Consider the following 12,665-nt stretch of genomic DNA (forward strand, 5'->3'; position numbering starts at 1 on the left):
ATGATCGAACTGCTGAAGGACCTCCTCCGCTGGCTGACCAGCGGCTCCCAGTGGTCCGGGACCGACGGCATCGCGACCCGCCTCCTGGAACACCTCCAGTACTCCCTGCTGGCCACCCTGGTCGCCGCCGCCATCGCCCTCCCGGTCGGGCTGCTCATCGGGCACACCGGGCGCGGCGCGTTCATCGCCATCAACCTCTCCGGCTTCGGGCGGGCGCTGCCCACCGTCGGCCTGGTCACCCTGGTCTTCCTGGCCAGCGGGCTGAGCATGTGGCCGGTGTACATCTCGCTGGTCGCCCTCGCGGTCCCGGTGATCGTCACCAATACGTACGCGGGCATGGCCGCCGTCGACCCCGAGGTCCGGGACGCGGCGCGGGGCCAGGGCATGCGCTGGTACCAGGTGCTGTTCCAGGTCGAACTGCCCCTCGCGCTCCCGTTGATCATGACCGGGCTGCGGCTGGCCTGCGTCCAGGTCGTCGCCACCGCCACCATCGCCGCGTACGTCAGCTTCGGCGGGCTCGGCCGCTACGTCTTCGACGGGCTCGCCCAGCGCGATCTCGTGCAGGTGCTGGGCGGGGCGGTGCTGGTCGGCGTGCTGGCCATCGCCCTGGACCTGGTGCTGGCCGGAGTGCAACGCCTGCTGTTCCGCAACCGCCCCCCGCGCGCCCACGCGCACTGACGTCACCGACTCACTCCGGATCCGAGGAGAGCACCCCATGAACCGCAGGAAACTGCTCGGCGGCCTGCTCGCCGGCGCCTCCGTACCCGCGCTGGCCGCCTGTAGCGGCGGCGTCACCTCGCTCAAGGGCGACGGCGGCAGCGGTGGCTCGGGCGGTGGCAGCAGCCTGGGCGGCCTGGTCATCGGCACCGCCAACTTCACCGAGAACCAGCTCCTGGGCTATCTCTACGCCGAGGCGCTGAAGGGCGCGGGCATCAAGACGAGCGTGCGGCCCAACCTCGGCTCGCGCGAGATCGTCATCCCCGCCCTCCAGCAGGGCGATATCGATCTGCTCCCCGAGTACCAGGGCAATCTGCTGCTCCACTTCGACGACAAGGCCCCCCAGACCGAGGCCGGCGACCTCCAGAACGCCCTCACCGTCGCCCTCCCCAGCGGCCTGGAGGCCCTGTCGTACGCGGCTGCCGAGGACAAGGACGTCTTCTGCGTCACCCGTGAGGCCGCGCAGAAGCACGGTCTGCGCAGCTTCGCCGACCTGGCCAAGCAGAACGGCAAGCTGATCTTCGGCGGCCCGGCCGAGGACAAGAACCGCGTGGTCGGCCTGGTCGGCCTCAAGGACCGCTACGGCGTGACCTTCAAGGAGTTCAAGGCCCTCGACGCCTCCGGCCCGCTGGTCAAGGGCGCGTTGAAGAAGGGCGATGTCGACGTCGCCAACCTCTTCTCCACCGACCCCGACATCGAGGCCAACGACTGGGTGATCCTCGCCGACCCCAAGGCCCTCATCCCCGCCCAGCACATCGTGCCCGTCGTCCGCTCCGCCAAGGCCGACGCCAAGGTCCGCAAGGCCCTGGCCCGTCTGGGCGGCGCCCTCACCACCCAGGAACTGGCCCGTCTCAACAAGCTGGTGAGCAACGACAAGAAGGACCCGGACCGGGTCGCCGCCGACTGGGCGGCCAAGAACGGCCTCACCAAGAAATAGCGGCAGGAGCACCCTTATGCCCGACTCTCTCGACTCCCGCGGCTCCCGCGACACCCTCGACTCTCTCGTCGAGAAGCGCTCGATCGACGTCGTCCCGGACGCGGAGCGCCATGGCACCGCCTTCAGCCAGTTCACCCTGTGGCTCGGCGCGAACCTCCAGATCACCGCCGTGGTGACCGGCGCGCTGGCCGTCGTCTTCGGCGCGGGCGCCTTCTGGTCGATCATCGCCCTGCTGCTCGGCAACCTGCTCGGTGGAGCCGTCATGGCGCTCCACTCGGCCCAGGGGCCCCGGCTCGGCCTCCCCCAGATGATCTCCTCCCGGGCCCAGTTCGGGGTCCGGGGCGCGATCGTCCCGCTGCTGCTGGTCATCGTCATGTACGTGGGCTTCTTCGCCAGCGGCAGCGTGCTGGCGGGCCAGGCGGTCGGCGAACTCACCCATCTCGGCGACACCACCGGGATCATCCTCTTCGCCCTCATCACCGGCGTGGCGGCCGCCGTGGGCTACCGCCTGATCCACACCCTGGGCCGGATCGCGGGCGTCGTCTGCGCCCTGGCCTTCGTCTACCTGGGCATCCGGCTGCTGGACCGCACCGACCTGGCCACCCTCCTCCACGACCGGACCTTCGACTTCCCGCTCTTCCTCCTCGCGGTGTCGCTGTCCGCCTCCTGGCAGCTCGCCTTCGGCCCGTACGTCGCCGACTACTCCCGCTACCTGCCGCGCACCACCTCCCCCAAGGCCACCTTCTCCTGGACCCTGGCCGGCACTGTCCTCGGCTCGCAGTGGTCCATGACCTTCGGCGCCCTCGCGGCCGCCGCGGCCGGCCACGCCTTCGTCGGCAACGAGGTCTCCTACATCGTCGGCCTCGGCGGCGGCGCGGCCGTGATCACCTCACTGCTCTACTTCGTCATCGCCCTCGGCAAGCTGACGATCAACGTCCTGAACACCTACGGCGGCTTCATGTCGATGGTGACCAGCATCAGCGGCTTCCGCGGCAACGCCACCCTCTCCCCGCGCGGCCGGGCCGCCTATATCGCCGGGATCATGGTCGCGGGCACGGCGGTCGCGCTGCTCGGCAAGGACAGCTTCCTGTCCTCCTTCAAGGACTTCCTGCTGTTCCTGCTGACCTTCTTCACCCCGTGGAGCGCGATCAACCTCGTCGACTACTACGCCATCGCCAAGGAGCGCTACGACATCCCCGCCCTCAGCGACCCCAACGGCCGCTACGGCGCCTGGCGCTGGAAGGCCCTGTCCACCTACGCCGTGGGCGTCCTGGCCCAATTCCCCTTCCTGTCCACCCACTTCTACACCGGCCCCTTCGTCGCCCCGCTGGGCGGCGCGGACATCTCCTGGCTCGTCGGCCTCGCCATCCCCGCCGGCCTCTACTGGCTCCTGGCCCACCGCGACACCGCCCACGTCCCCGACCACATGATCCTCGCCCCGGAGCCGTCCCCCGACCGCCCGTACGCCACCGAGCCCGGGTGAGCCGGACCGGCACCGCTCATGTGCCGCCCGACTCCAGGGCGGCGACGACGCGTTCGCGCAGCGCGGCGGCCCGGGGATCGTCGTACGAGGCGAGCGCTTGCAGGGCCTCGGTCCAGTGCCGCCGCGCCTCCTCGGCGCCGCCCGCTTCCTCGGCGCCGCCCGCCTCGTCGGCCTCGCGCAGCGCGACGGCGAGGCCGACGAGGGCGAGCGCCGCGTGCCACAGGTCGTCCAGCTCCCGGTGGGCCGCCGCGGCGCGGCGGTGGAAGTCGGCCGCCTCGCCGGGCCGCCCGAGCCGCCGGTAGGTCTCCCCCGCGCCGTCCCACGCCCGGGCCTCCCGCGCCCGGTCGCCGAGGCGGCGCTGGAGCGAGGCGGCCCGCTGGAACGAGGCCAGGGCGGCGTCGAACGCGCCGTTGGCCTGCTGCGCCCGGCCCAACTCCAGCAGCCAGTACCCCTCCCACATGTGGTTGCGGTGGGTTCGGGCGATCTCCAGCGCGCCCTCGGCGGAGCCCAGCGCCTCCTCCGGCTGCCCGCGGTCCCGCTGAACGGCGCTCAGGATGCGCAGCGCGTTGCCCTCGCCACCCTGGTTGCCCAGTCCGCGGTGCATCTCCAGGGCCCGCCGCACAAAGCCGGACGCCTCTTCGGGCCGGGCGAGCTCGTACGTCACCTCGGCCAGGTTCGCCAGCACAACGGCCTCCCACTGGACGGCCCCCAGCTCCCGGAAGACCGCCGCGGCCTGCTCGAACCGCTCCTTCGCCTCCTCCAGCCGGCGTCCCCGCAAGTGGATCAGCCCGATGTCGTTCAGCGAGAGCGCCTCCCCGAGCCGGTCGCCGGTCTCCCGACGGGCGGCGAGGGCGCCCTGGTGGTACTCCGCGCCCTCGGCGAGGCGATGCGACTGCGTACAGGCCATCCCGAGGCTCTCCAGCAGCTCGGCCTCCGCGGTGCGGTCGCCCAGCCTGCGTGCGGCGCACAGTCCGATACGGCCCATGGCGAGCCATTCCGCGAACGGGTTCAGCAGCATGTGCACGCTGCGCAGCACCGCGGGAAGCTGCCAGGCGATCACATCGAGACCGGCTTCACCGGCGGCGCGGGTCGCGGCCAGCAGATTGCCGCGCTCCGCCTCGTACCACCGCATGGCCTCCTCGTAGTCCGCGAAGGACGCGGGGGTGAGGTCATCGCCCGGCGGATCGAGCGGGATACGGGCCTCCTGGGGGTTGATCCAGGTCTGGGCCGCGTCCGCGGAGTGCAGGTACCAGACCAGCACCCGGCGCAGCGCCGCCGCGCGCTCCTCCGGGGGCTCCTCGTGCCGCGCCTGGTCGGCCGCGTAGGCGCGCAGCAAGTCGTGGAACTCGTAACGGTCCGGTCCGGTCTGCTCCAGCAGATGGGCGCCGACCAGCACGTCCAGCAGATGCCGTATACGGCCGGTGCCCGCGCCCCCGCCGAGAGCGGCGGCGGCCGCGGTGCCGAACTCGGCGCCCGGATGCAGCCCGAGCAGCCGGAAGAGACGCGCCGCCGCCGCGGGCAGCGCCCGATAGGACCAAGCGAACACGGTACGCACCGCCTCGGCCTCCTCGTCGTCCCCCACGCTCAGGGCATCCCACAGAGCTGACTCGTCGCGAAGGTCTCTTATCAGCTCGTCCAGCCCCATCCGCGGACGGCTGGCGGCCCGCTCCGCGGCGATGCGCAGGGCCAGCGGAAGGCGGGCGCACAGCCGCGCCAGCTCGATGAGCTGGTCCTGGTCGTCCTGGGGGCGGTAGGCGGCGGTGACGACGCTCAGCAGCGCGACGGCCTCCGTCTCGTCCAGCGTGCTCAGGGTCAGCGTGTGCGCCCCGTCACGGACGGCCAGTCCGGACAGCCGGCTCCGGCTGGTCACGACGACCAGGCAGCCCGCGGCGCCCGGGAGCAGCGGTCTGACCTGGCCCACGGTGGCCGCGTTGTCCAGGATCACCAGCACCCTGCGCCCGGCCAGCAGCGACCGGTAGAGCGCCGCGCCCGCCTCCAGGTCCGCCGGAATCGCCGCCACCGGTACGCCCAGGGCCGAGAGGAACCGGTGCAGCGCCTCCTGCGGGGTGACCGGTGCGCCCGGGTCGTAGCCGCGCAGGTTCACATACAGCTGGCCGTCCGGGAAGCGGTCCTGCGCGCGGTGCGCCCAGCGCAACGCCAGGGAGGTCTTGCCGACGCCCGCGGTCCCGGCGAGGACACAGACCGGGACGGAGACGGATTCACCGCCGCCGTCGGTCAGGATGGCGTCGAGCCGTCCCAGCTCCTGTCCCCGGTTGACGAATCCCCGGACATCCCCGGGCAGTTGCCGGGGCTTGGGGCGGTCGGGGCGGCCGCCGCTGTGGAAGTGGATGCCTCCGCTGATGTCCCGGGCCTGCACCACCTCACCCGCGGATCCGGACAGTTCGGAATGCGTCCCATGATCCTCGTTGATCTGCTACTCCGGCTGTGGTGGCGGTAAATGCGCTACTTCGCGAGCGAAATACGACTCCAGGTCCTCACCGGCACCGTAGAGACCCCTGGTGAACGCGCGGCAGCGGACGGTGGTCCCGGCATCCGTGAACCGCACCGCGCCGTCGAGAATCCCCTGGTCCGTATAGCGGATCCGATAGGTCGTGCGGTCGCCCAGCGTCAAAAGCTCCGGCAGCTTTTCGGATCTCTCCAGCTCGCCGAGGTGTTCGGGGCCGACCACCCGGATCCTCTCCCCGCATTCGGCGCGCAGCCGCAGCAGATGCAGCTCCCATTGCAGATACGGGGCGATGGGCTCCTCGACCACCCGGACCCGGTAGAGGGCGATCCGGTGGTCTTCGACCTCCTGCGAGAATTCCCGCAGATGGTCGCGCTCCTCCTCGATGAGACGCAGGGATTCGTCCCAGTCGCCCCGGGCGAACGCCTCCCAGCTGGCGAATCCCGGCTCCCTGAAGCTCTGTTGGCGCTCCAGCTTCCAGGAGTCCTGGCCGTCGATCGTCCACTGCCGCTCGCGGAAGTCGCGGCGATAGGCGTCGAGGGGGAGCACTTCGCCCCGGGTGGTGTCGAGGCGAGGGCCGTCAAGTCCGAGCATCGGGGATGTCCGGTTTCGCGGCGCTCAGGGTGGAACACGGGATGACGACGAGGCGCTCGTCCGGGGCGATGCTGGCGTCGTCGGGGAGTTTCGCCCGGTAGGCGTCGGTGAGGTCGCGGCCGATGACCGCGATGTCACCGTTGTCGAGCTGCCAGATGTCGGGACACCCGTCGCGTCCACCGGTGTTTCCGAGCTCGCGCGCCGACTTTCCTAATCGGCGCGCGAACGATGCGGACGGGTCGGCTTCCCATGCGCGGACCATCGGTCTCTCCACTCATCCGTCGTGGTCACTGAGTGTAGGAATGAGCGTCACGGATGGCAACGGCGGCCGGGAGCCGCAGGCGGGATCAGGCCGGGGGTCGGGGTCAGGCCGGGGGCCGGGGTCAGGCCGGGGGCAGGAGCTTCTTCTGGGGCTTGCCCATGGCGTTGCGCGGCAGGGCCTCCAGGAAGCGGACCTTGCGGGGTCGCTTGTGGACGGAGAGCTGGGAGGCGACGAAGTCGATCAGCTCCTGTTCGCCGATGCCGTCGGCGACGACGTAGGCGACGATCTCCTGGCCCAGATCCTCGTGCGGGGCGCCGACGACGGCGGCCTCGCGGACGGCGGGGTGGTCGAGGAGGGCGTTCTCGACCTCGCCCGCGCCGATGCGGTAGCCGCCGGACTTGATCATGTCGGTGGAGGCGCGGCCCACGATGCGGTGGAAGCCGTCCGGGTCGACCGCGGCGATGTCGCCCGTGCGGAACCAGCCGTCCTCGGTGTATGAACCGGCCGTGGCCTCGGGCCGGTTCAGATAGCCGTCGAAGAGGGTGGGGCCGGTGAGCTGGAGTTCGCCGATCTCGGCGCCCTCCTCGGTGGCGATCCGGGTGCGGATGCCCGCCAGCGGGGTGCCGACGTAGCCGGGGCGGCGCTCTCCGTCGGCCCGGGTGGAGAGGGTGATGAGGCTCTCGGTCATGCCGTAGCGCTCGATGGGGCGCTGGCCGGTGAGCCGCTCGAGGTCACGGAAGACCGGGGCGGGCAACGGGGCGCTGCCGGAGACCAGCAGCCGGGCGGAGGCCAGGGCGCGGGCGGAGTCCTGGTCCTGGACGATCCGGTTCCAGACCGTCGGCACACCGAAGTAGAGGCTGCCGCCCGCCGCCGCGTACGCCGCCGGGGTCGGCTTGCCGGTGTGGACGAGACGGCTGCCCGTCCGGAGCGCGCCCAGGACGCCCAGCACCAGGCCGTGCACATGGAACAGCGGCAGCCCGTGGACCAGGGTGTCCTCCGCGGTCCAGGCCCAGGCCGCGGCGAGCCCGTCCAGGTCGGCGGCCACCGCCCGCCGGGAGATCAGCGCGCCCTTGGGCGCCCCCGTGGTCCCCGAGGTGTAGAGGATGAACGCCGTGGACTCCGCGTCCGGCTCCGGCTTCGTCCACGCGGCCCGCTCGGCCGGGTCCACCGGGACGGTCTCGATCGGGGCCGCTATGGCCTCCCCGGTGAGCAGCAGGGTGGCGCCCGAGTCCCGCAGTATGTGGTCGCGTTCGGCCGGGCCGGAGTCCGGCGGTACGGGCACCACCGGTACCCCCGCCAGCAGCGCGCCGACCACCGCGACCACCGTCTCCGGGCTCGCGGTCGCCCGGACCGCGACGACCGGCGCACCGGCGATACGGGCCGCCACCGCGCCCGCGGCACCGAGCAGTTCCTCGCGCGAGAGGGAGCGGCCGCCGACGCTCAGCGCGTCGGGGCGGTCGCCGCCGGGCGCGGCGAGGAACGTGAGGAGAGGTGCGGTCACGGAACTGACTCCTTCCACAGCGGGCCGGGGGTACCAGGGGTGTACCTCTTCGCGCCCGCGCGTCTTTCGGGGGCTAGCCCTACCGACAAAGCGTCCCCGCGACCGTACCGTCATTAAGCATGGACGCCCGTGACCCGGATCTGAAAAAGGAACTCGACGCGGCCCTGCAGACCCGTAAGGAGCTGGGTGCGGAGTACGAGTCGGAACTGGTCGACTCCTTCATGGAGAAAGTCGAGCAGCGCTTCAACGATACGGCGGACCGGCATGTCCGCCGCCAGCTCGCCGAACAGCAGATGGCGGCGGCACGCGGCACCCGCCCGTACTTCACCGGCGCACATCCGGACCAGCCCCACGGGATGGGCATCGGCGAGCGCTTCGCCTTCGTCGGGATCTCCCTGGTGCTGGCGATCCCGCTGTCGGCGATCGGCGTGGTGAACGAGGGCCTGCCCGGCCTGCTGATCACCTGGGCCGGGATCTTCGGCGTCAACGCGGTCCACGCGGCGGGGGGCTTCTCCTGGCTGCGCCGGGGTCGGAGCCCGGAGGAGAGCAGGGACTAGGTTCTGCGAACGCCGAACCTCCGATAAGACTGCGCGGGGACCGCCGCACCCCGGTGCTGGGCACCGAGGGCGGGACGACGGCGGTCCCCGCGGGGGACGCGGGCCGGGTCAGGGCCGGACTTCCGCGTCCAGGCGACCATGGAGGTCCGGGAGCCGCTCCGGATGTCCTGTCGCCTCATCCTGGGTGTCGGTGTCGTCCTTCCGACACCCACTAATCTGCCGGAGCTGTGTTAAGCCTGTGCTGCGGGCGCGTGACACGCACGTACCACTTCCTCGAAGCCCCGGCGGGCCTCCCTCGAAGGGCAGTTGGGCCCCCTTTGGAGCCCTTACTTGACGCCGCTGGCCAGGTACGCGAGCAGGTCCTGCCGGCTCACCACGCCCTTCGGCTTCCCCTCCACCAGCACGATCGCCGCGTCCGCCGTGCCCAGCACCGCCATCAGGTCCTCGACCGGCTCGCCGGAGCCGACGTGCGGCAGCGGCGGGCTCATGTGCTTCTCCAGCGGGTCGGTCAGCTCCGCGCGCCGGGCGAACAGGGCGTCCAGCAGCTCGCGTTCCACCACCGAACCGATGACCTCGGCGGCCATCACATCCGGGTGTCCGGCGCCCGGCTTGACGATCGGCATCTGCGAGACGCCGTACTCGCGCAGCACGTCGATGGCCTCGCCCACCGTCTCGTCCGGGTGCATATGGACCAGGGAGGGCAGTCCGCCCTGCTTGCCCTGGAGGACGTCGCCGACGCGCACCGAGGGGCCGTCCTCCTCCAGGAAGCCGTAGTCGGCCATCCACTCATCGTTGAAGATCTTGGACAGATAGCCACGGCCGCTGTCGGGCAGCAGCACGACCACCACATCGTCCGGTCCGAGCCGCTCGGCGACCTTCAGCGCGGCCACGACCGCCATTCCGCAGGAGCCGCCGACCAGCAGCCCCTCCTCCTTGGCCAGCCGCCGCGTCATCTGGAAGGCGTCCTTGTCGGAGACCGCGACGATCTCGTCCGCGACGGTCTGGTCGTAGGCGGTCGGCCAGAAGTCCTCACCGACGCCCTCGATCAGATACGGGCGGCCGGAGCCGCCGGAGTAGACCGAGCCCTCGGGGTCGGCGCCGACCACCTGGACCCGTCCCTCGCTGGCCTCCTTCAGATAGCGGCCGGTGCCGGAGATCGTGCCGCCGGTGCCGACGCCCGCGACGAAGTGGGTGATCTTCCCCTCGGTCTGCTCCCACAGCTCGGGGCCGGTGGACTCGTAGTGGGAGAGGGGGTTGTTCGGGTTGCTGTACTGGTCGGGCTTCCAGGCACCCGGCGTCTCGCGGACCAGCCGGTCGGAGACGTTGTAGTACGAGTCGGGGTGCTCGGGGTCCACGGCGGTGGGGCAGACCACCACCTCGGCGCCGTAGGCCCGCAGCACGTTGATCTTGTCCGTGGACACCTTGTCCGGGCAGACGAAGATGCACTTGTAGCCCTTGCGCTGGGCGACCATCGCGAGGCCCACGCCCGTGTTGCCGGACGTCGGCTCGACGATGGTGCCGCCGGGCTCGAGCTCACCGGAGCGCTCGGCTGCCTCGATCATCCGGACCGCGATCCGGTCCTTCACCGAGCCACCGGGATTGAAGTATTCGACCTTGGCCAGGACGGTTGCCCGGATGCCCTCGGTCACGGTGTTGAGCTTCACCAGCGGGGTGTTGCCGACCAGCTCAATCATCGATTCGTAGTACTGCACACCTGCTCCTGGTCCGGTTCCGCGGGATCTCCGCGTCGGGGCGGCCGCCATCGCGGCGCCGTGCTGTCAGCTTATTGCGCGTCCCCGCCCTGCGACCCATGCGTTGGGAGGAAGGCTGTGCGGGGCAACAAGTTGTTAGCGAGGCGTACAAAGGAGAAGGAAGCGCGTGCGCGTGCGGACGGAGGTGGCCTGGACCCATGTCGATGTCGAGGGCGAGGGTGGCGCGGCGGATCGCGGCCGCGGCGGCGTACGGGGGCGGCGGGATCGGGCTGCTGGGCGGGGTGACCGCCGTGCTGTTGCTCACTGAGGTGTCCCATGCGAAGCGGGCCGTGGGCGGGTCGGACGATCCTCCGCCGCGCGCGGACGGCCGATATGGCTTCGCCTTCGCCCGCAGGACCGGCCAGCCCCCACTGCGGCTGGCCTTTCTCGGCGACTCCACGGCCGCCGGACAGGGCGTCCACCGCCCTAGTCAGACACCGGGCGCGCTGCTCGCCTCGGGGCTCGCGGCGGTTGCCGAGCGCCCGGTGGACCTGCGGAACGTGGCGCTGCCGGGGGCGCAGTCCAGCGATCTGGAGCGCCAGGTCACGCTGGTGCTGGGGGATGCGGAGCTGCTTCCCGACGTGTGCGTGATCATGATCGGCGCCAATGACGTCACCCGTCGGATGCCGCCCGCCAAGTCGGTGCGGCTGCTGTCGGACGCGGTGCGCAGACTGCGCGAGAGCGGCTGCGAGGTGGTGGTGGGCACCTGTCCCGACCTCGGCACGATCGAGCCCGTCTATCAGCCGCTGCGCTGGGTCGCGCGGCGGCTGAGCCGACAGCTTGCCGCCGCGCAGACGATCGGGGTGGTGGAGCAGGGCGGGCGCACGGTCTCGCTGGGCGATCTGCTCGGCCCCGAGTTCGCGGCCAATCCGCGCGAGCTGTTCGGCCCGGACAACTTCCACCCCTCGGCGGAGGGGTACGCCACGGCCTCGATGGCCGTTCTGCCGACCCTGTGCGACTCGCTTGGCCTGTGGCCCGAGGAGGCGGCGGAGACGCTCGACGAGGGCATCCTGCCGGTCGCCACGGCGGCGGCCGAGGCGGCCGCCGAGGGGGGCACCGAGGTCACCGCGGCTCGCGGGCCCTGGGCCCGGTTGCTGCGGCGCCAGGGCCCCGCCAAGGAGCCCGCGACCGTGTCCGGCTCCCCCGACACCTCGTCCCCGACCTCCCCGCCCCCTTCGGGCTCCTGACCCCCACCGGGCCCGGCTCCCCTTGGACCGCGGGCCCCAGCCCACCCAGGGCCTGCGGCCCCAGCCACCCGGACCTGCGGCCCCAGCCCCCCGGGCCTGCGGGCCTGCGGGCCTGCGGGCCCAGCCCACCCGGCGTCTGCGACCCCAGCCACCCGGACCTGCGGGCCCAACCCACCCGGCGTCTGCGACCGCGGCCCATCCGGGGCCTGCGGGCCCCGGGCCGGGCTGCCACGCCATCGCCGGACTCCGGCTGCCACGCCGCCACGGCGGCGGCCCCTCCTCGGGCTGCCGTGCCCCTCCGGGGCAGGCTGATGTGCCCGGCCGGGCGCGGCCTTCGTCTCGCGCCTTCGGCGCAATTGAGCAGCGGCGGCAGAGGTGCCCGGCCTGGCCCTCGCCGCCGACCGCCGGGCCGGAGGGGGCGAGGGCCGGTCGCGGCTCCCGCCGCCAGGGGCCGAGGCCAACACCGGACAGCAGGCAGTGGCGGGCCGCGCCCTCGCCACCGGACCAGTAGCGGCTCCTGTAGCCGCGCCCCGGCCGCCATATCCCTCCGGGGCAGGCTGATCTACCCGGCCGAGCGCGGCCTTCGTCCCGCGCCTTCGGCGCAATTGAGCAGCGGCGGCAGACGTGCCCGGCCGCGCCCTCGCCACCGACCGCCGGGCCGCAGAAGCGAGAGCCGGTCGCGGCTCCCGCCGCCAGGGGCCGAGGCCAACACCGGACAGCAGGCAGTGGCGGGCCGCGCCCTCGCCACCGGACCAGTAGCGGCTCCTGTAGCCGGGCCCCGGCCGCCATATCCCTCCGGGGCAGGCTGATCTACCCGGCCGAGCGCGGCCTTCGTCCCGCGCCTTCGGCGCAATTGAGCAGCGGCGGCAGACGTGCCCGGCCGCGCCCTCGCCACCGACCGCCGGGCCGGAGGGGGCAAGGGCCGGTGGCGGCTCCCGGCGGCGGGGGCCGAGGCCGATGCCGGACAGCAGGCGGGGCCGGGCCGGGGCCGCGTCGCCGGAGGCTGGGCCGGTCGCGGCTCCCGCCGCCAGGGGCCGAGGCCGACGCCGGACAGCAGGCGGTGGCGGGCCGGGGCCGCGCCATCGGCCGTCGGGGCGGTGGCGGCTTCCGTGGGACGGGGCGAGGCCCATGCCGGGGGGTGGGGTACCCCTTTGGAAATCGCTTGATGGATTAGTTGCATTAGGGCAAGTACTTGGCGCACCGGGGGCAGGG

At 72.4% G+C, this 12,665-nt stretch carries 10 protein-coding genes; 5 read left to right on the forward strand and 5 right to left on the reverse strand.

Going from position 1 to position 12,665, the window contains the following annotated elements; translation table 11 throughout:
- Genes CGL27_RS20760 through CGL27_RS20770 form a run of 3 tightly spaced genes read left to right on the forward strand, consistent with a single transcriptional unit; the run spans position 1 to position 3,137 of the window.
- Positions 1-678, forward strand: coding sequence for an ABC transporter permease (locus CGL27_RS20760; RefSeq protein WP_078641866.1), 678 nt, complete (start codon positions 1-3; stop codon positions 676-678).
- A 37-nt stretch (positions 679-715) separates the two neighbouring features.
- Positions 716-1,654, forward strand: coding sequence for an ABC transporter substrate-binding protein (locus CGL27_RS20765; protein WP_119989206.1), 939 nt, complete (start codon positions 716-718; stop codon positions 1,652-1,654).
- A gap of 16 nt (positions 1,655-1,670) precedes the next feature.
- Positions 1,671-3,137, forward strand: a complete 1,467-nt coding sequence (locus CGL27_RS20770) for a cytosine permease (RefSeq protein ID WP_119989208.1) — start codon at positions 1,671-1,673, stop codon at positions 3,135-3,137.
- Positions 3,138-3,153: 16 nt separating this feature from the next.
- Here CGL27_RS20770 and CGL27_RS20775 read toward each other — a convergent pair whose 3' ends face one another.
- The 4 genes from CGL27_RS20775 to CGL27_RS20790 form a co-directional block, all read right to left on the reverse strand.
- Positions 3,154-5,517 carry a tetratricopeptide repeat protein gene (locus CGL27_RS20775; RefSeq protein WP_240450580.1) on the reverse strand — a complete coding sequence of 788 codons (2,364 nt, stop codon included), beginning with the start codon at positions 5,515-5,517 and terminating at the stop codon, positions 3,154-3,156.
- Between the two features lie 54 nt (positions 5,518-5,571).
- On the reverse strand, positions 5,572-6,195 hold the full coding sequence (locus CGL27_RS20780) for a DUF6879 family protein (RefSeq protein ID WP_119989210.1): 624 nt from the start codon (positions 6,193-6,195) through the stop codon (positions 5,572-5,574).
- Positions 6,182-6,457 carry a hypothetical protein gene (locus CGL27_RS20785; protein WP_119989212.1) on the reverse strand — a complete coding sequence of 92 codons (276 nt, stop codon included), beginning with the start codon at positions 6,455-6,457 and terminating at the stop codon, positions 6,182-6,184. Before CGL27_RS20785 ends, CGL27_RS20780 begins: the two co-directional genes overlap by 14 nt.
- A 121-nt stretch (positions 6,458-6,578) precedes the next feature.
- Positions 6,579-7,958: an acyl-CoA synthetase gene (locus CGL27_RS20790; RefSeq protein ID WP_119989214.1), complete on the reverse strand. Its 1,380-nt coding sequence runs from the start codon at positions 7,956-7,958 to the stop codon at positions 6,579-6,581.
- Between the two features lie 119 nt (positions 7,959-8,077).
- Between CGL27_RS20790 and CGL27_RS20795 the strand changes: the two genes are divergently transcribed.
- Positions 8,078-8,515 (forward strand): hypothetical protein, encoded by a 438-nt coding sequence (locus tag CGL27_RS20795; RefSeq protein ID WP_119989216.1) that lies wholly within the window; start codon positions 8,078-8,080, stop codon positions 8,513-8,515.
- Between the two features lie 326 nt (positions 8,516-8,841).
- On the opposite strand, the gene CGL27_RS20800 is transcribed toward CGL27_RS20795, so the two are convergent.
- Positions 8,842-10,227, reverse strand: coding sequence for a cystathionine beta-synthase (locus CGL27_RS20800; RefSeq protein WP_119989218.1), 1,386 nt, complete (start codon positions 10,225-10,227; stop codon positions 8,842-8,844).
- A 197-nt stretch (positions 10,228-10,424) separates the two neighbouring features.
- Between CGL27_RS20800 and CGL27_RS20805 the strand changes: the two genes are divergently transcribed.
- Positions 10,425-11,453, forward strand: coding sequence for an SGNH/GDSL hydrolase family protein (locus CGL27_RS20805; protein WP_107439076.1), 1,029 nt, complete (start codon positions 10,425-10,427; stop codon positions 11,451-11,453).
- Positions 11,454-12,665: the final 1,212 nt, after the last annotated feature.

Origin of the sequence: Streptomyces sp. 11-1-2 (genome assembly GCF_003595545.1) — a bacterium.
Taxonomy (GTDB): Bacteria; Actinomycetota; Actinomycetes; order Streptomycetales; family Streptomycetaceae; genus Streptomyces; species Streptomyces hygroscopicus_B.

Coding starts and splice junctions, on each gene's coding strand:
- CGL27_RS20785 (WP_119989212.1), bottom strand. CDS start 6,457: ATGGTCCGCGCATGGGAAGCCGACCCGTCCGCATCGTTCGCGCGCCGA.
- CGL27_RS20765 (WP_119989206.1), top strand. CDS start 716: ATGAACCGCAGGAAACTGCTCGGCGGCCTGCTCGCCGGCGCCTCCGTA.
- CGL27_RS20770 (WP_119989208.1), top strand. CDS start 1,671: ATGCCCGACTCTCTCGACTCCCGCGGCTCCCGCGACACCCTCGACTCT.
- CGL27_RS20795 (WP_119989216.1), top strand. CDS start 8,078: ATGGACGCCCGTGACCCGGATCTGAAAAAGGAACTCGACGCGGCCCTG.
- CGL27_RS20780 (WP_119989210.1), bottom strand. CDS start 6,195: ATGCTCGGACTTGACGGCCCTCGCCTCGACACCACCCGGGGCGAAGTG.
- CGL27_RS20760 (WP_078641866.1), top strand. CDS start 1: ATGATCGAACTGCTGAAGGACCTCCTCCGCTGGCTGACCAGCGGCTCC.
- CGL27_RS20805 (WP_107439076.1), top strand. CDS start 10,425: ATGTCGATGTCGAGGGCGAGGGTGGCGCGGCGGATCGCGGCCGCGGCG.